We start from the raw sequence: 19,258 nt of genomic DNA on the forward strand, positions 1-19,258 counted from the left end.
ATTTTGCTGGAGTGTTCATTGCTGAGCTTAAAAAAACAAAATATTACCAGATGGATTGTTTTTTTGCCGGCATTTGCTATTTTACTTACCTTCTCAATTACCCTAGCTATTGTCATCACAGCAGAGCGTGCAGAGTATCAAAAATCCCTTGAAAATACACGCATTGCGTATGTCAAACGCTCTAAAGCACAGGCACAAGAACGTGTTGATAAGCTCATTGATTATATCAATGAAAATGAAAAATTTGTGTTGAATGAAGCAAAAGACGAGATCAAAAATATTGTCAATCTTGCCTATCAAATTGTCAACGATATTTACATCGAAAATCCTAATCTGCCTCGTGAAAAGATTTTAGAAAAAATCAAAAGTAAGCTTAGAGATACCCGTTTTTTCAATGATTTAAGTGGGTATTATTATATTTTCGACATGCATGGAACCTGTGTGATGCATGGTGTCAACAAAGAGTTGGAAGGGCAAAATTTTTTCAATGCACAAGACGGTGATGAGCGATATTTTATTCAAAATGCGATTAACCGTTTTCAAACAGAAGAGGCTTTTGCATCCACATGGCGTTGGAAAAACCCTAAGGATGATACGTATCGTAAAAAAATAGGCTATCAAAAGCGTTTTGAACCACTCGGTATTTTCATTGGTAGCGGTCGCTATGAAGATGAGATAAGAGAACGCGTTAAAAAAGAGACACAAAAGCTACTCCTTAATACCAAATATGGTGAGTACGGTTACATCTTTGCCTATGATTATGCGGGAAATACCATCTCGCATGGCGATAATGCCTTAGTCGGGAAAAACAGACTTGATGTCGTTACGAATGGTCAATTTATCATTAAAGACATTGTTGAAGGTGGTAAACGTAACGATGAGGGCTTCTTTATGAGCTATATCGCATCGTACCATCCTACAGCACAAGATCGTAGTAAAATCTCTTTTATTCGTCCCATCCCGCAATTTGAGTGGGTGATTGGTACAGGAGCGTATCTTTTTGAAGAGAACACGGCACTCTTAGAGCAAGAGCAGATGCTCAAAAATAAAATGCAATCAACCATTATAAACATGCTTGCGGTATCTTTGATTATTATGCTCTTGGTGATGGGCATAATGTTTTTTATCTCGACTAAATTACGTTCCGTTTTATCACGCTATGAGAACCATCTCCTCCTCAGTAATAAACAAATTCGTGAACAAAAACTGGTCTTTGAAACCCTGTACCAAAAGTCTGCTGATGGTATTTGGTTACTTAAAGAGGGTATTTTTGTTGATTGTAATGAAGCCATTGTAAAAATGTTTAAAGCTGAAGACAAACAAGCGCTCATCAATGTAACGTTAGCGGATCTTTCTCCTGAACTACAACCAGATGAGCAAAGCTCATATGAAAAAGCACTTTGGATGAATGCCTTAGCTTCACAACAAGGTGTGCATAAATTTGAATGGCAAGCACGTGCCTGTGATGGAACACTGTTTTGGATCAGCATTATGATGACAACGATTCGTATGGATAAAGGCATCATCCAGCACTGTTCTGTTCGAGATATCACTATTCGTAAAGAGTTGGAAGAAGAGAATAAAAAACAGAAAAAACTGCTCATGCACCAGATTGAACATGACACGCTCACAGGACTTCCTAACCGTAACCTTTTACAAGACAGGCTTACACAGTCGATCAAAAAAGCGAGCCGCGATGGTAAAGTACTGGGTGTTATGTTTATTGATGTGGATAAGTTTAAAAGTGTCAATGACTCACTAGGGCATGATGCGGGGGATATGCTCTTAAAGACCATTGCAGGACGTATGCGTGGCAGTGTTCGCGAAACGGATACCGTAGCACGTCTAAGCGGAGATGAGTTTATTGTCTTGCTCGATGGTTGCAAAGATGTGAGTGACATTTTTATTGCGATTAAAAAATTGGTAGCAGCGTTTCAAGAGCCTTTTTTACTTGGCAATGAGAGTTTTAAAATTACGATGAGTATTGGTGTGAGTGTTTATCCCAATGATGGTGAAACAGCCAGTAAATTGCTTAAGAATGCTGATATCGCCATGTATAAAGCAAAATCAAAAGGGCGTAATCGCTACGTCTTTTTTGATCAAGAGATGAACCAAGAGACCAATGAACATCTTGAAGTGGAAAAAAGCTTAAATAAAGCACTTGAAAATGATGAGTTTGTTATTTTTTATCAGCCACAGATTAATCTCCAGACAGACAAAATTGTAGGATTTGAGGCGCTGATAAGGTGGAACCATCCGACACGTGGGCTTACTGCTCCTGGGTATTTTATTCACATTGCAGAAGAGAGTGAATTGATCGTTGAAATTGGTAATTGGGTCATCAAAGAGGTCATGCGCCAAATTAAAGCATGGTATGACATGGGACTTGATCCTGGTAAAACTGCGATCAATATTGCAGGGAAACAGCTTGAATCAGCCAATTTAGTTGCTTTTATGATCCAAAGTTTACGTGAGAGTGGCTGTAAACCTGAATGGATTGAGATGGAAATTGTGGAGAGATTTATTATGAAAGACACCTCCAAATCCATAGCGCTTCTGAAGCGTTTTCGAGAACTTGGTGTGGATATCTCCATTGATGACTTTGGAACGGGACACTCTTCTTTGGCGTATCTCAAACAGCTTCCTATTACAAAACTCAAAATTGACCAAAGTTTCGTACAAAATCTCGAAGATAGTCAAGAAGATCGTGCGATTGCTCGAACGATTATTGAACTCGGACGTGGATTGGGACTTAAAGTCCTTGCGGAGGGCGTTGAAACTGCGGGGCAAAAAGAGTTTATTTACAGCAGCGGATGTGAATTGATGCAGGGTTATCTCTTTAGTAAACCGGTGCGTGCAGAAGATGTGGAACTCTTATTGAAAAACCAAGCACACATGTTATAATCACAATGAAAATGTTCAAACAGGGCGGAAGATGAGACGAAGAGACTTTTTAGGGTTGATAGGTGCTACATTTGCTGGAAGCATTGCACAAGCGGATGAGTTAAAACATCCTGATATTTGGCTTACTGATGAGCAAAAACCAGTGTTCAATTCTGTAATGAAAAGGCTCGACATGGTTGAACATACCGTTGGATATGCTAAGTTCAATCTAATCTCTTTTGATGAAACACTTAAAATTGCTAACAATTTTCCTAAAATTGGTGCTTTTACACCTGCCGAAATTGCGTATATTGAAGAGGTTTTTTACACAGACCCTGTTATTTATGGTTTTTATGGCAAACGTACCGTTGAAACTTTGAGTAATGTGATTCCTGAAAAAGATGTGATTAAGATCGAAGGATCTGGTCATTATGTGTATCGTGGTCATTCACAAGAACTGCTCAGTCGTCTGATGAAAGACATTGGTAAAACATTGATTTTAACGTCAGGTGTTCGCGGGGTTATGAAACAGATGATTCTGCATATGGATAAAATTAAAAGTGAAAATGGCAACATCACCGTTGCTTCACGCTCTTTAGTGCCACCTGCGTATTCGTACCATTCAGTCGGTGATTTTGATGTGGGTAAACGTGGATGGGGACACCAAAACTTTACCGCCAATTTTGCGCGTACAGAAGAATTTTGGAATTTGCAAAAACTCTCTTATGTCTCTATGCGTTATACGATCGGTAATGGCGATGGCGTTAGGTTTGAGCCTTGGCATGTGAAGATTGTCTAAATGATTTTAAGCATTGAAAGTAGTTGCGATGATAGCTCTATCGCTATCACAAGAATAGACGATAAAAAACTTCTTTTCCATAAAAAAATTTCTCAAGATGCAGAACACGCTCAGTATGGTGGCGTTGTGCCTGAACTTGCCGCCCGCCTACATGCGGTGACGCTTCCTAAAATACTCGAAGAGACAAAGTCTTATTTTACGGAGCTTAAAGCTATCGCTGTTACCAACGAGCCAGGACTTTCCGTTACACTCGTCGAGGGTGTTAGTATGGCAAAAGCGCTGAGTGTTGCGCTGAATCTTCCACTTTTAGGCATCAACCACCTCAAAGGGCATATCTGCTCTTTGTTTATCGAAAATGAAACACGCTTCCCTATGGATGTTCTACTCGTCTCTGGTGGGCACACACAGCTTTTACATGTAAAGAGTTTAGAAGAGATAAAACTTCTTGCAACGACGATGGATGACAGCTTTGGCGAGAGTTTCGATAAAGTAGGAAAAATGCTAGGACTTCCTTATCCTGCGGGGGCTATCATCGAAAGCTATGCCAAAAGAGGCAATGCCAAACGGTTTGATTTTACGATTCCTTTGCAAGGTACTTCTTCATCCATGCTAGCTTTTAGTTATTCAGGTCTTAAAAATCAAGTCAGACTCTGCATTGAAGCTCAAGAAAATTTGGATGAACAAACCCTTTGCGATATCTGTGCCTCGTTTCAGCGTGTAGCGGTTGCCCATCTGATGCAGAAAATCAAGAAAGCCTATAAAGAGCGTTTTGTTGAGCATTTTGGCGTGGTGGGTGGGGCTAGTGCGAACCTCTACTTGCGAGGTGAGCTTGAAGCTTTTTGCGCTACTAAAAAAGCAAAACTCTATACCGCTAAAATGGAATTTTGCTCCGATAATGCGGCGATGATAGGGCGATGTGCGATTGAAGCTTACGCCAAAGGCGCTTTTGTTAATTTAGCAGATTTGAAAGTACGCAGTTCATCTAAAGATATTTTTTATTAATACACACTAGCGTTACATGTAAAGTTAGAGAATAATAATCTCTTCTTCAAGTTTCACGCCAAAACGCTTTAAAACTTCTTCTTTGACCGCCGTGATAAGTGTGATGGCTTCTTCGTACGTTCCCCCTCCAAGGTTAACCAAGAAGTTAGCATGAAAAGTGCTGAACATCATAGCGCCAACCTGCTTACCTTTAAATCCCACCTCTTCAATGAGCTTACCAGCAAAGTGTCCCACAGGGTTTTTAAAACAGCTTCCTGCACTGGGTTCTTTGGGTTGATTGTCACGCATTCTTTTGAACATTGCGAGTAAATTTTCATCAAAACCACGTTTACATGTAAAAGTTGCTTCGTAAACGACACCTTCGATTTTAGCGAAGCGGTAGCCATATTCTATCTTCGATTTTTCGCTCCAGCCATGCTCGGTTCGAATAGCGATGAGGTCATTAAAAATTTCCCACTCTTTAAGTCCCGCATTCATAGCAACCATGCCACCAAGTGTACCGGGGAGTTTTTGCATCAGTTCAAAACCTGCAAGATTATGTTTTTTAGCAAACGAGAGGATTTTCCCGCTAGGCGTTGCCCCTCCTACATGTAAAACATTTTCCTCTAAACGGATAAAATCAAAACATTTATCCAGCATCGCAAGCGGTGGCGGAGTAGGGCTCACTAAAAGATTGTTTGCACCACCAATGAGGTTATACCCCTCTGGAAGTGGAATGATAGAATCCAGCAGTAAAACATCCAGCGTTGGACCGATTTTAATGCTAGAAAAAGTGGAAAAATTGATAGTTTTAGTCATCTAGAAAACAAACGAAGGGATCATCTCGATCATGCGGGTGGTAAACTCAATCATCATGTTCATCATCCACGGCATTGTGAAAATTGCCACGACGATCGTAATGAGGATTTTAGGAACAAAACTGAGGGTTGATTCATTGATCTGAGTGACGGCTTGGAAAATACTAATGGCAAGACCTGCGATGAGGCCTGCCATGAGCATAGGCATCGAGAGCAAGAGCGCTATTTTAAACGTTTCAACACCTAGCCCGATGAGTTTGGCTTCCATTAACTGTTCCTCAAGGCTGCGTACTCTTTGGGAATAAGATAGTCATTTGCTTTAATCTGTTGGTCGTAAAAACCGTGTTTGTAGCCGATTTCAAAGAGCTTATCAATCGCTTGGTATTGAATGTCGTTCATCTCGATGGAATGCTCATTGGCATAAAGACCTAGATATTTTTTAAGGGTTGCTTGATCGACGCGAACGAGATTTCGCTCTAAAAGCATTTTGGAAAGAAGTCCTTGATGGGTGTGTGCTACATCAACCGCTTGAATGAGTGCATCTTCACACGCAATAGCACGTAAAATTGGCATAGAACGACGAAGCGCCATACCACCTAGTGGCAAAGGAAGTTCCTCTTTGCACAGTTCTCTCCATATATCCCAAAGCTCCCTTTCAACCACGAGTTCATCGCTAAAATTGAGAATACTTTCATGAATCAAAACACCCGCATCGACTTCACCATCCAACACGGCTTGCTCAATCTCCAAGAAGTTTTTATAGATAATGCGAGCTTCTGGGTAGGCGATTTTAAAAAGCAGTGCATTGGTGGTGTGTGTACCACTGAGTGCCACTTTAAAATTCTTTTTGAGTTTGGTCTCTTTTTTCTTCACAAGCTTCGGGCCATAGCCTTCACCAAAGCTTACAGCGGTACGTAAAAGGGCATATTCACTACGAATTTTAGGGTAGAGTGCAAAGCTGATGGCGGTAATGTCATAGCTGTTTTTAAGGGCTTCAAGGTTCAGTGTTTCTATGTCAAGAGCTAGGTTTTCAAAACTAAGGCCCTGCGTGCTAACCCAGCCAAATTTGATGGCATAATACATAAAAATATCATCGGCATCGGGTGAATGCGCTACGCTAATCGTTTTCAAAAAGTATCCTTACAAAAATGTTAGGATTATTCTAACATATTACATATTGAAATATTTTGAACCGCTTCCAAATAAATTCACTACAATTGTTCCAAAGGGCTTTTTCAAGCTCGAAATGATAAAATAATAACACCATAAAAGAGGTAGTAAAATGCAAATCGACGAAAATAAGAGAAAAGCACTTGACCTTGCGATCAAGCAGATCGACAAAGCATTTGGAAAAGGCGCACTGGTAAGACTTGGCGATAAAGTGGTAGAACCTATTGCATCAATCAGTACAGGTTCTATTGGACTGGATCTTGCACTTGGAATCGGTGGTATTCCACAAGGTCGTATTATTGAAATTTATGGACCTGAGAGTTCAGGAAAGACCACATTGTCTCTTCAAATCATTGCAGAATCACAAGCAAAAGGAAGTATCTGCGCATTTGTCGATGCTGAACATGCACTTGATGTTAAATATGCAGGCAATTTAGGCGTTGACATCGAAAATCTTTTGGTTTCTCAACCCGATTTTGGTGAACAAGCCCTTGACATTGTTGAGACACTGGCACGTAGTGGTGCTGTAGATGTCATCGTTATTGACTCCGTAGCAGCTTTGACGCCAAAGAGTGAGATTGAAGGCGATATGGGCGATTCGCACATGGGTGTTCAAGCAAGACTCATGAGTCAAGCACTCCGTAAACTAACTGCTGTGGTACACAAAATGAATACGACGGTTATTTTTATTAACCAAATTCGTATGAAAATTGGTACGATGGGTTATGGCTCACCTGAAACAACAACAGGTGGAAATGCGCTTAAATTTTATGCTTCTGTACGTATTGATGTTCGCAAAATTGCAACACTCAAGCAAGGTGAAGAGCAGATTGGTAACAGAGTTAAAGCAAAAGTCATTAAAAATAAAGTGGCACCTCCGTTTCGTCAAGCAGAGTTTGATATTATGTTCGGCGAAGGAATTTCAAAAGAGGGCGAGATGGTTGATTATGGTGTTAAACTTGACATCATCGATAAAAGTGGCGCTTGGTTTAGCTATAACGAGACAAAACTGGGTCAAGGTCGCGAGAATGTAAAAGCATTTTTGAAAGAAAATAAAGAGTTAGCGTTAGAAATTGAAGATAAAATAAAACAAGCGATCGGTGGCAATGCGATGGTCATGACATGTGGCGCCGATGAGATAAAGGAAGATGAATGATCTATATTGAAGATATTGCAGCAGACGAAGTACTCGATAGCCGTGGTAACCCAACCGTTCGTGCAAAAGTAACCTTGAGTGATGGCACAAGTGCCAGTGCTATCGTACCAAGTGGTGCAAGTACTGGTAAACGTGAAGCATTAGAGTTAAGAGATGTGGATAGTCGCTATATGGGTAAAGGTGTATTGAAAGCATGTGAAAATGTTAACACTGAGATTTCTGATGAGTTAATTGGTTTAAGTCCGTTTAATCAAGCAGCCATCGACGAAGCGATGCGTAAACTTGATGGTACAGAAAACTATGGACGTTTGGGTGCAAATGCGGTTCTTGGTGTTTCCATGGCCGTTGCACGTGTCTCTGCTCTTAGTCTTGGAATTCCTCTTTACCGCTACCTCGGTGGTGCAAATGCTATGACACTTCCAACACCAATGTTTAACATTATCAATGGTGGAAGTCATGCTAATAACAGTGTCGATTTTCAAGAATATATGATTATGCCTCTTAATTTTGAGAATTTCTCTGAAGCGCTCAGATCATGTGTTGAAGTCTATCATCAGTTGAAAAAAATCATTGCAGGCATGGGTGAGAGTACAGCGCTTGGTGATGAAGGCGGCTTTGCACCAAACCTTAAGGACAATGAAGAACCAATCAAAGTCATTATGCAAGCAATTGAAAAAGCGGGTTATAAACCAGGTATTGATATCGCAATTGCTCTTGATGTCGCAAGTAGTGAACTTGTTTGTGAGGGTGGTTATAAACTTGAATCAGAGAAGAGAACACTTAGCAGTGCAGAACTTGTTGCTTATTATGAGAACCTCTGTGCAAAATACCCCATTGTATCTATTGAAGATGGCTTGAGTGAAGATGATTGGGCTGGTTGGAAACTTTTGACTGAAAAATTAGGTAAAAAAGTTCAACTGGTTGGTGATGATCTTTTTGTTACCAATGAAAAAATCTTAGCGGAGGGTATTGCTAAAGGTATTGGCAATGCGATTTTGATTAAACCAAATCAAATTGGAACCGTCACAGAAACTATGAGAACCGTACGCCTTGCACAACGCAATAACTACAAATGTGTGATGAGTCATAGAAGTGGCGAGAGTGAAGATGCGTTTATTGCTGATTTTGCAGTAGCTATCAATACAGGTGAGATAAAAACAGGTGCAACCGCTAGAGGAGAACGAACAGCTAAATACAATCGCTTACTTGAGATTGATAAAGAGCTTGAGTTTGGCGAGTACATAGGAAAACAACTCTTTACTAAATGAGTGACGTTTTAGACGAATTTGACGATGAAGCCGAAGAGAGTGGAAGATCTGCTCTCTTTTATCTCAAAATTTTATCGTTAGTGGCTGTCGTAGTTGGATTTGGCTTGTATATAGGTGATGTTTTATTTGGAAAAAGCTCACTCGATGTGCTTTTAAATCTTCAAGCCGATAAAGATACCTTAACTGCAAAAATCAAAAGTCTCAAAGATGAGAATGCTGTGTTACAAAAAGAGTATTTTGAATTGCGACAATTGGACCCCGATAGATAATAAGGAGAACAGATGCAGAAGATTCTTTGGCTTTTTCTATCTCTTGCCGTGCTTGTAGATGCAAGAGAAAATCCCTTTGAGACAGGTATGTCTCCTCAATCAACCACTCAAATTAAAGATGAACGAACTAATTTTAAAAGTGCAACGCTCACCCTTCCAAGTAGTGCACGTATTTTAAAAAGTGCTTCTGTAACGTTTCAAAATTTAGATGGTTCTATCAGTGAAGAGATTGTTGCAATTGAGCAAGATGTTGACTGGCATTTGCCTCTTATCTTAAGTAGCCAGAAAATAGATACGAAAGTAGCTACACCTACGGTGATTGTCACGCCTGAAACAAAACCCTCCATTGAGAAGAAAGTCATAGTTACACCAGCTCCTATTAAAGAGGAAAAAGTTACACCAACAGTAACTACACCTAATCTGAATGCAGATAGTACGTTTAAACTTAATGATGCGATCTCTTTCTTTATCAACCAAAATGAGATTACTATTTTTACCAAAGACAGTAAAATGAGAGATTTTCTCATTACGGACCCTTATAAAGTTGTCATTGATTTTAAAAAAGAGAGCACGTATCCTACCAAAACATTAGAGTTTCAAAAAGCTCCTTTTACCTCTGCAACATTAGGCACGCATGATGGATTTTACCGTATAGCAATTTTGCTTGATGGACAGTATCGTTATGATTTGCAAGCGTTTAATGGTGGGTATATTATTAAATTGAAGTAAAAGAGAATTTACATGTAAGGAAAATCCTTACATGTAAAGAAGTTATTAGTCAAATTTAGGTGTGCGTTCAAGTGGTCCAAGATAGTGTTGGCGAGGGCGTGCAATTTTCATATCTGGCTGTTCTTTCAGCTCAATCCATTGTGCAATCCAACCAGGCGTTCTTCCGATAACAAAAATAACCGCAAACATCTCTTTTGGGATTTTCAATGCTTGTAAAATTAAACCTGAATAGAAGTCGATATTTGGATAGAGTTTACGTTTGATGAAATACTCATCATTGAGTGCAATCTCTTCAATACGATGTGCAACAGCCATTAACTCGGTGTCAATAGAGAGCTCACTTACCAATTGTTTTTGAAGATTTTTCAAAATCGTTGCACGTGGGTCAAAGTTTTTATACACTCTGTGACCAAATCCCATTAACCTAAATGGATCATTTGGATCTTTTGCTTTAGCGATAAATTTATCAACATTCTCAACACTTCCAATAAGCTCAAGTTGACGAATAACCGACTCGTTTGCCCCACCATGAGCTCTACCCCAAAGTGCTCCAATACCTGCACTTATCGCGGCATAGGGGTGAGCATGGGTTGATGCTACAACACGAACGGCTGTTGTAGAAGCATTTTGCTCATGATCTGCATGAAGGGTAAAGATAGTATCAAGTGCTTTAACTTCGATTGGTTTAAGATCGATATGGTGATGAGGATAACCTCGTATCATATATAGAAAGTTCTCTGTAAAGCCCTTATCTAAATCAGGATAGATAATAGGTAACCCTTGAGAATAACGGTATGAAAACGCTGCAATAGTTGGAATTTTCGCAATAATACGATGAGCCATCTCTTTAGCTTCTTCAGGTGAATCCATATCAAGGTGATCAAAATAAAATGCTGAAAGTGCTGAAACGGCAGATGATAGGATCGCCATTGGGTGAGCATTATCAGGAAAAGCATCAAAGAGTTTGCGCATACTTTCATGGATAAAAGAGCGCTTTTTTAGCTCTAATAAAAAGTTTTTATATTCATCTTTATTGGGAAGCTCTTTATGTAACAGTAAAAAAGCTGTATCTAAAAATGATTTTTTAGTTGCCAGGTAAGCAATGTCGTAACCACGGTACATTAATTTACCGATGTCACCATCAATATAGGTAATACGAGAACGACAACTTGCAGTAGACGTAAATCCTCTATCTAACGTAAACATTCCTGTACTGCCGTAGAAGGTAGAAATATCTACAACATCTGGTCCTAATGTTGACTTGAGGACTGGAAATTCATACTCTTTGCCCGTACGATTGTCGATAAGGGTAACAGACTCTTTACTCATACGCATCCTTTATTAAATAATAAAATATTATATCAAATTTTGTTTTGCACGCTTAATAAATTGTAAGCATTATTATATTAGAGAGAAGAATATTAAAAAAGTTAGTTTGAAAGTTTTAGGTAGGGCGTAGCAGTAAATCTGCTACGCATGACAGGTTGTGGCGATTTCGTAACCTAACCGTTGGATCATTTCGCGATCCTTTGTAGGAAGCTCACCTTTGGTTGTTAGATAGTCACCAATAACGATAGCATCGGCACCTGCCGCAAAAATATCGCACTCTTGACTTGTAAAAGTCGTTTCCCGTCCACCTGCGACCATTAGTCGCGTATTGGGTAGAGCTGCTCTTACTTCAGTAATAATTGCAAGCGCTTCTTCTTCACTTAAAGGCGCAGCCTTCAGGGGCAATGCAGGATTGTGAATGTAAAAATTTAGAGGCATTGTATCTGGACTGAGGGATTTAACACTTTGTATAAAGGCGGTTCTCTCTTCTTTGCTTTCTCCTAGTCCGAAGATGCCTCCACTGCATAAAGACAATCCAGCTTCTTTGGCATTGAGGCAAGTTTGGTAACGACTTTCCCATGAATGGGTAGTACAGATTTTGTCATAAAAATTTTGAGAGCTCTCTAAGTTATGGTTATAAGAATTGACCCCAGCCTCTTTAAGTGTACGAAGTTGTTCGACACTAGCGATACCATTGCATGCAATCAAATTCAAATCAGGAAGTTCTGCTCTAATGGCACGTGCCACTTCGCAGACAAAAGCCAATTTCTTATCATCAAGTCCTAGCCCTGATGTGACGAGACAAAAACCAATAGCCCCATTGTTAACAGCATTTTTAGCTTCAAAAACAATTTGCTCAATAGGTTTATATTTGTAACGTTCTATATCAGCATGATGACGAGCACTTTGGGTACAAAATCCACAATCTTCAGGACAGCTTCCGCTGGAGATATTTGAAATGGCACATAAAAAAATTGATTTTTTCATAAATGAAGATTCCTTACATGTAAAGTTTAGACTTCTTGCAAATCAAGATTTGCAAGAAGAGAAGCACCAAAAGGTGCGCGAGTTTTCTATCGAGGGGAAACGTATTAAGCATCCTCTTTGTGTTTACATTTAATGCATTCGTAGATCTCTTTTTTACGAAGTTCACGTTTTGCCATAATGTAGTCACATTCAGGACATTTTTTATCGGTTGGTTCGTGGTTAGAGATAAATTTACATTTTGGGTAGTTACCACAACCAAAAAATTTACCTCTGCGAGAACTACGCTCTAAGATAGGTCCGCCACATTCAGGACAAGGAACCGCAAGGGTTATTTTCTCTTTGGGTGCGCTTTCACTTACTTTTTTAAGGTTTTGAGTGTATTTACAGGTAGGATAGGTACTGCATGCAATAAACTCGCCAAAACGACCCTTTCGTCTGACAAGCTCTTTACCACAGTCTGGGCATATTTCGCCTGTAAAAACAACCACTTTTTGGCTTTCGATGTCCGTTTTACCTTTGGCGACCTGTGCTTCAAAAGGTTCGTAAAATTCCCATAAAATCGCCTGCCAATCCTCTTTGTCTTCTGCAATGAGATCGAGTCTCTCTTCCATATTAGAGGTAAAAGAGGAGTCTACGATTTGGGGAAAATGCTTTTCTAAAAGCTCGGTTACTTGAAAGGCAATTTCAGTGGGGATGATCTGTTTTTTCTCAATTGTAATGTACTCACGCGCTGTTAAAACAGAAATAGTTGGCGCATAGGTTGATGGACGACCAATGCCAAGACCTTCAAGTTTTTTAATGAGGCTCGCTTCTGAGTAACGTGATGGTGGTTCGGTAAAGTGCTGATTCGCATCAATTTTGGTCAGTTTGACTTCTTGCCCTAATGCAAGGTCTGGTAAAAGCTTATCTTTGTCATTGTCGCCATACACTTTATAGAAGCCATCAAAAAGGAGTTTGCGACCGCTGGCTTTGAATTTCCCACTGTTGCTTTCAAACATAAGCGTTTGGGATTCAAAACGTGCATTGTTCATTTGAGATGCTAAAAAGCGGTTATAGATAAGTGTATAGAGTTTGAGCTCATCAGGTTTAAGGAACTCTTTGGCAATGTGTGGTGTAAACTCTAAAATTGTCGGACGAATCGCTTCGTGTGCTTCTTGGGCACTTTTAGATTTGTTGGCATAAAAACGTGGTTTTTCAGGCAAATAAGCATCGCCATAGTTTTTTTTGATTTGATCACGTGCCGCTTCAATCGCTTCTTTGGAGATATTTAAAGAGTCCGTTCTCATGTATGTAATAACACCCATGACGCCTTGATGCGTTTTAACACCTTCATAGAGGGTTTGTGCAATCATCATCGTTTTTTTAGGAGAGTATCCCAGCGCGCTAGACGCACTTTGTTGAAGCGTTGAGGTCATGAAGGAAGGTGAAGGTGAACTCTCACGCTCTTTTTTCTCTAAAAGGGCTACTTTAAATGTTTCTTGAAGGAGTTTTTCTTTGATCGCATGCGCACGTTCTCCATTGGTTATCGTCATCTTTTCGATTTTACCGCCTTCAAACTCTACCAAAGAGGATTCAATGGTTTTGTTAAACAGTGCGTCAATGCTCCAGAACTCTTCTTCTTTAAAGGCTTTAATCTCTTTTTCGCGATCTACAACGATTTTAAGAGTGGACGATTGAACACGTCCTGCACTTAACCCTTTTTGGATTTTTGAAGAGAGGAGTGGCGAGAGCTTATAACCAACGATTCGATCTAGCAGACGTCGTGCTTGTTGAGCGTTAATACTACTCGCATCTAAAACCCTAGGATTTTCAAGTGCATGGGTAATCGCATTTTTGGTAATCTCATGAAAGACGATACGAGGAAGTGACTGTGGGTCTTTACCAATGGCCGTAGCGATATGAAAACCAATAGCTTCACCCTCACGGTCCTCATCGGTCGCGATATAGACTTGATCAGCCGTTTTGGCGAGATCTTTGATCTCTTTAACCACCGCTGCATGATCTTTAGGGATACGATACTCTGGTATGAAGGTTTGGTTGTCGATCTTGATACCAAAACTACTTTTGGGAAGATCACGGATATGTCCTTTAGAAGCGACAACTGTATAGTCTTTACCTAAAAAATTCTTAATCGTTTTTGCTTTAGTCGGGGATTCGACAATAATGAGATTTTTCAATTCTTTTCCATTTTACATGTAAACATTTTTGTGTATTCTATCTAAAAAAAAATCTTTTTAAAAATAGTCTTGGATGTTAAAGTTTTTTTTTGAGGTGACGATCTTGTTTTCATCAAAGGCAAGGATGCCTGCGAAATACAAAAGATAAAAGGATTTATCATGGGTTTCCGTATTAACACAAACGTTGCGTCACTTACTGCACAAACAAGTGCTGCAATCAACAACAGAAACATGGACAATGCGCTTTCTAAATTGTCCTCAGGTCTTCGTATCAACAAAGCTGCAGATGATGCTTCTGGTCTTGCTATTGCTAACTCCCTTAGAGCGCAAGCAAGTTCACTTGGTCAAGCTGTTAACAATGGTAATGATGCGATCGGTTTGATCCAAACTGCCGATGGTGCGCTTAGCGAGTACTCAAACATTCTTGATACTATCAAGACTAAATCTGTACAAGCAGCATCTGATGGTCAAAACGCTTCTTCTCGTTTGGCAATTCAAAAAGACATCAGCCGTTTACTTGAGAACTTGAACAGTATTGCTAAAACAACATCGTTCAACGGACAAAAACTACTTTCTGGTACATTTACCAATAAAGAGTTCCAAGTTGGTGCAAACGCGAATGAGACTGTTAAAACTTCTATTGCTTCAGCTGAAACAAGTCAAATTGGTCAAACAAGCCGTAGTACATTAAGTATTGCACAGCTTGGTACGAACCAATTAACACTTAAAAGTGCTCTTAGTGGTGCTTCAATTTCACTAGAGTCTGTTAATTTGCAAATGAACAATGACCCTGCTAATGGTATGGGAAAACTTGCAGATCTTATTAACAAAAATAGTGCTGAAACAGGTATTACTGCAAAAGCAGTTGTTACAACAACAACTAAGGCTGCAATCGTTGCTGGAACAACAGGTGCTGATTTTGCTATCAATGGTGTAAATATTGGCGCGATCAATGTTTCAGCAAATGACAGTGAATCAACATTATTAACAGCAATTAACAACAAATCAACTGAAACAGGCGTCACTGCAACTAAAACTGCTGATGGTAAAATTACATTGGCAACAAGTGATGGTCGTGCTATCAGTGTTACTGGTGCTGTTTCAGGTGTTATGGGTAGTACTGCAGATGAGATGAGTACAGTTGGACATCTTGAAGTCGTTCAAGCAGGTTCTTCAACTTTCCAAATCACTGGCTCACCTATGGGTACAGCGGTTGGTGAAGATATGACTATCACTGGCACTATGACCGCAGTACAAGATTCAACAATTGTTGTTGGTAGTACTATTATTTCTGACAGTGTATTAGCTGCTGGTACTGTACTTGGTATGGCAATTACTGCAACAGTTGCGATGGAGTCTGCATCTTCAACAAAAGATGGTACATTAACTGTTGGTTCTGTTATTGGTTCAGGTGCTAAATTAGAGCATGGTACAACTCTTGGAACAACTATCACAACAAGAACAACCACTACGCTTACTGCTGATATGCTTGTTAAAGCAGGTTCAACATTGGGTGTTGGTACTGTATTTGATGCAGGTACTGTCCTTAATGAAGATATCTCTGTTTCTGGCGTAAAATACAAAGCGGGAACAACATTAACTGTTGACGTTACATTGGCGACAGCAACTACCTTATCAAAAGATATGGTCATTACCATTGACAAAAACAACCAACAAGCTGCAATCGGTGCTTCTAGTACACTTGTTGCGGGTAGTACTCTTGGTGAAGACCTTGTTACAACAGGTTCTGCAATTGTTTCAACAGAAATGACTATTAAAGCGGGTACATCACTTGTTTCAGGCTCAACTATTGCTGCTGGTAGTGTTATGGGTGATAGCGTCACTGTAAGTGGTGACAGAACAACAAAACAAGAAACTCTCTTGAAAGTAGGTTCAACTCTTGGTAGTGGTTCAATTCTTAAAGAGAATTCAACTATCGGTGGTGCAATTCAACTTCGTGCAGCCGTTACGCTTAACCAAGATACCGTTATCAAAGCAGGTTCAACACTTGTTTCAGATACTGTTCTTAAAGCCGGAACTGTTATTAACCAAGACTTGACAAATGCTCAAGTAGGTGGTGGTGCAGGTGCTGGATTGAAAGCAGGTACTATTCTTGGAACAGACGTTACTTTAACAGCTGACGTATCTATCAGTAAAGATTTCAATATGATCAAAGGTACTTCTGGTACTAATGCATCTATCGCTATTGGATCTAAACTTGCTGTAAATGGTGGCGGTCAAAATAGTGTTGAATTGGGAACAACAGAGTTTACAAATCTATCTAGCATCGACGTTACAACTCTTGAAGGTGCGATGAAAGCTATTGATACCGTTAGTGCTGCGATGACAAACCTTGATACTATTCGTTCAGATTTAGGTTCTGTTCAAAATCAAATCACTTCAACTATCAATAACATCTCTGTAACTCAAGTAAACGTTAAGAGTGCTGAGTCTGGTATTCGTGACGTTGACTTTGCTGCAGAATCAGCGAACTTCTCTAAATATAACATTCTTGCACAGTCAGGAAGTTATGCAATGAGTCAAGCGAACTCTGTACAACAAAACGTACTAAAATTGTTACAATAGTAACAATGCCTAAGGCTGCTTAGCGGCCTTAGTTCTAAGCTAATGTAAGCTGCCCAAGCGGTTTGCATTAGCTTTTTTTTATTGATTGACCGAGCCTTTTGGCTCGGACATTTACTTCAAATACGCCTCAAGCTTCGAAATATACACCTGCGACATTTTCAAGAGTTGTTTTACCAAAAGAGCATCAATATTAGTAACATGCTTATTAAAATTCGGAAGATCTTTTGTATTGAAAAGATCGAAGATATAACTCATCACAATAGAAAAATACTCATAATAGACTTGTGCTAAGTCTGAGCGAGTCTTATACTCCATATCACTTAAATCCCATGAAAGTTTTGCAAGTGTTTGAAGATAAGCATCCGCATGCGCAAATTTTTTCTTTTGGTGCTGTTTAATAATCTTTTCGAGTTTTTTCGCTTCTTTGATTTGGTAAGAGATTTGACCTTTATCCCCCTCGTTGAAATCATCTGAGCCTATACTTATGAAAAACTTCTCTATGCCTTCGCGTAGGTAATCTCTATCAAGAACAGGGAGCCCTTTCCAATCATAATCACTAAAGCGAAGAGGATCACATCCTTCCAAATAAGCACCATTACTGAGATTATGAACATGATGGTATTCACGCTTAAGCATTTCCGTAAAAATAGCAACTTGTTCAATAGATATCTTATACGCAGAGAGTGTAGGAATCGTTTCGCATAGATTACCTTTCACATACGTGATAGAGGCATTTGGGTCTAGTGATGCGCTGTGCTCGTTATGTTCACCTGTTACTTGGAATGGGTGAAAGTCACCGTGTGATTGCATTGTATCAGGATTAAGAGCTAGATCCACACCTAGCATAAAGATTTCGGTTGCTCCCATAATAAGGAATAGACCATACGTATATTCGCCTACACTGGGTGCTGAGAATCTTCCAAACCCTTTTTTATAAAACGTACCTTGCTCTATAAAATGAACATGAGCTCTATCAAATCTTTGAAGTGTTGCTTCATCCACATTGGAGGCGAGAAGGATGGTTGAGTTTTTGAAATAGTCAGAGTCTAATTCTTCAAAAAGTAAGGAGGTATTTTCGCCTGGATCGATATGGATAATAATATCGGGTGTGATGCCAAAACGTTTTAGTAATCGGCACGTTGAAAGTGCTGAGACAATGATGAAACGATCGCGATTTTCTACAATCCAATCGATATTTTTAGACGTTGATGGCCCTGAAAATAAAAGCAGTACCGGTTTGTTTGTAAAAATATTGTCGGTATAGACTTTATTCACATTTAAAAAAGAGTAGCCACGCGCTAAATAGCGAGGTGAGCTGACAAAACGAAACAACATAGCACTGTAGCCATAGTTTATGTAACTTTGAGAAAGAACATGCGACTGGAGACGTTGAAGGTCTAGTTGATAATCCATGGTAAAAGGGATGTGTTTCAGATGGAGATTATAATTATTGCCTCTGTTTAAAAATGCTAAAAAGTTTTCTCTCTCTTCATTGTCATCATCGGTGAGTGAAAAGTGGAGGAAACGACCTTGTGCAAGCTCTGCATAATCGGTCACAAACAAAGAGAGGCGAAAGGTTTCAAGGTTTTTTTCTTTGATAAAAATAACTTGAGGGTTCAGTTTTTCGGCTATTTTTAAAAGATGCAGTCCTAATCCAATGCCTAAAAAGATAATTTTATGAACACGATTCATAAAAGTCTCAGGGGTGGCATATTGACTGACATAATTAATAATTTTAATTGTTGCCCACAGTGAATTGTGAAAAGAGAGCTCACTTTTATCAATGCGTTCTGCTTGTTCTTCAGATGCGAAAACATATTTTTGCGCTTTAAAGACAGCGCCTGTACGCTTGAAATCAATAGCATCAACCATACGCTCAGCCGCTTCAAGGCTGTTGCTTTTATACAAAAACTCATTGCTAGAGAGTTCTAAAATATCAAAATAACCCTCTTCTTTATATTCCAAAGCGTAGTGTTCGCTATAGTGCCCCTCATCAATGAGTTGGTTAAGCAGAGAAATTTTTTCAAAAATAGGTTTATGATTTTCTTCGAGAAATTTCAAGTTTTTAGTAAATGTATTGAGTGCGTTGGTTGTAATATCATTCAT

Annotated in this window: 15 protein-coding genes; 8 read left to right on the forward strand and 7 right to left on the reverse strand. The window is 39.4% G+C overall.

Annotation, left to right across the window (positions count from 1 at the left end; translation table 11 throughout):
- Positions 1 to 18: 18 nt before the first annotated feature.
- The 3 genes from SAR02S_RS07705 to tsaD are packed head-to-tail and all read left to right on the forward strand — an operon-like array spanning position 19 to position 4,684.
- Positions 19 to 2,904 (forward strand): bifunctional diguanylate cyclase/phosphodiesterase, encoded by a 2,886-nt coding sequence (locus SAR02S_RS07705; protein WP_041958521.1) that lies wholly within the window; start codon positions 19 to 21, stop codon positions 2,902 to 2,904.
- A 31-nt stretch (positions 2,905 to 2,935) separates the two neighbouring features.
- Positions 2,936 to 3,682 carry a M15 family metallopeptidase gene (locus SAR02S_RS07710; protein WP_041958523.1) on the forward strand — a complete coding sequence of 249 codons (747 nt, stop codon included), beginning with the start codon at positions 2,936 to 2,938 and terminating at the stop codon, positions 3,680 to 3,682.
- A complete protein-coding gene (gene tsaD, locus SAR02S_RS07715) occupies positions 3,683 to 4,684 on the forward strand; it encodes a tRNA (adenosine(37)-N6)-threonylcarbamoyltransferase complex transferase subunit TsaD (protein WP_041958525.1) in 1,002 nt (333 codons plus the stop codon). It abuts the gene before it with no gap.
- Positions 4,685 to 4,708: 24 nt separating this feature from the next.
- Here tsaD and SAR02S_RS07720 read toward each other — a convergent pair whose 3' ends face one another.
- The 3 genes from SAR02S_RS07720 to SAR02S_RS07730 are packed head-to-tail and all read right to left on the reverse strand — an operon-like array spanning position 4,709 to position 6,612.
- A complete protein-coding gene (locus SAR02S_RS07720) occupies positions 4,709 to 5,482 on the reverse strand; it encodes a UDP-N-acetylmuramate dehydrogenase (RefSeq protein WP_041958527.1) in 774 nt (257 codons plus the stop codon).
- Positions 5,483 to 5,749 carry a flagellar biosynthesis protein FliQ gene (fliQ, locus tag SAR02S_RS07725; protein ID WP_041958529.1) on the reverse strand — a complete coding sequence of 89 codons (267 nt, stop codon included), beginning with the start codon at positions 5,747 to 5,749 and terminating at the stop codon, positions 5,483 to 5,485.
- Positions 5,749 to 6,612, reverse strand: coding sequence for a menaquinone biosynthesis family protein (locus tag SAR02S_RS07730; protein ID WP_041958531.1), 864 nt, complete (start codon positions 6,610 to 6,612; stop codon positions 5,749 to 5,751). The genes fliQ and SAR02S_RS07730 overlap by 1 nt, the downstream gene beginning before the upstream one ends.
- A 157-nt stretch (positions 6,613 to 6,769) precedes the next feature.
- On the opposite strand from SAR02S_RS07730, the gene recA reads away from it, so the two are divergent.
- The 4 genes from recA to SAR02S_RS13230 are packed head-to-tail and all read left to right on the forward strand — an operon-like array spanning position 6,770 to position 10,073.
- Positions 6,770 to 7,807 (forward strand): recombinase RecA, encoded by a 1,038-nt coding sequence (gene recA, locus SAR02S_RS07735; RefSeq protein WP_198133102.1) that lies wholly within the window; start codon positions 6,770 to 6,772, stop codon positions 7,805 to 7,807.
- Entirely contained in the window at positions 7,804 to 9,075 is a 1,272-nt protein-coding gene (gene eno / locus SAR02S_RS07740; protein ID WP_041958535.1) for a phosphopyruvate hydratase, read from the forward strand. The genes recA and eno overlap by 4 nt, the downstream gene beginning before the upstream one ends.
- Positions 9,072 to 9,344 (forward strand): septum formation initiator, encoded by a 273-nt coding sequence (locus SAR02S_RS07745; protein ID WP_041958537.1) that lies wholly within the window; start codon positions 9,072 to 9,074, stop codon positions 9,342 to 9,344. The genes eno and SAR02S_RS07745 overlap by 4 nt, the downstream gene beginning before the upstream one ends.
- A gap of 12 nt (positions 9,345 to 9,356) precedes the next feature.
- Positions 9,357 to 10,073: an AMIN domain-containing protein gene (locus tag SAR02S_RS13230; protein WP_052433568.1), complete on the forward strand. Its 717-nt coding sequence runs from the start codon at positions 9,357 to 9,359 to the stop codon at positions 10,071 to 10,073.
- 45 nt (positions 10,074 to 10,118) lie between these two features.
- Here the strand turns inward: SAR02S_RS13230 and SAR02S_RS07755 are convergent, their stop codons facing one another.
- The 3 genes from SAR02S_RS07755 to topA all read right to left on the reverse strand — a co-directional run bounded on the left by SAR02S_RS07755 (position 10,119) and on the right by topA (position 14,566).
- Entirely contained in the window at positions 10,119 to 11,402 is a 1,284-nt protein-coding gene (locus tag SAR02S_RS07755) for a citrate synthase (RefSeq protein WP_041958539.1), read from the reverse strand.
- 141 nt (positions 11,403 to 11,543) lie between these two features.
- Positions 11,544 to 12,389: a biotin synthase gene (locus SAR02S_RS07760; protein ID WP_041958541.1), complete on the reverse strand. Its 846-nt coding sequence runs from the start codon at positions 12,387 to 12,389 to the stop codon at positions 11,544 to 11,546.
- A gap of 104 nt (positions 12,390 to 12,493) precedes the next feature.
- Positions 12,494 to 14,566 carry a type I DNA topoisomerase gene (topA, locus tag SAR02S_RS07765; protein WP_041958543.1) on the reverse strand — a complete coding sequence of 691 codons (2,073 nt, stop codon included), beginning with the start codon at positions 14,564 to 14,566 and terminating at the stop codon, positions 12,494 to 12,496.
- Between the two features lie 159 nt (positions 14,567 to 14,725).
- Between topA and SAR02S_RS07770 the strand changes: the two genes are divergently transcribed.
- Positions 14,726 to 17,152 carry a flagellin N-terminal helical domain-containing protein gene (locus SAR02S_RS07770; protein WP_041958545.1) on the forward strand — a complete coding sequence of 809 codons (2,427 nt, stop codon included), beginning with the start codon at positions 14,726 to 14,728 and terminating at the stop codon, positions 17,150 to 17,152.
- A gap of 111 nt (positions 17,153 to 17,263) precedes the next feature.
- Here SAR02S_RS07770 and SAR02S_RS07775 read toward each other — a convergent pair whose 3' ends face one another.
- Positions 17,264 to 19,258, reverse strand: a complete 1,995-nt coding sequence (locus SAR02S_RS07775; protein ID WP_041958547.1) for a motility associated factor glycosyltransferase family protein — start codon at positions 19,256 to 19,258, stop codon at positions 17,264 to 17,266.

It is taken from the genome of Sulfurospirillum arsenophilum NBRC 109478 (assembly GCF_000813345.1).
GTDB lineage: Bacteria > Campylobacterota > Campylobacteria > Campylobacterales > Sulfurospirillaceae > Sulfurospirillum > Sulfurospirillum arsenophilum.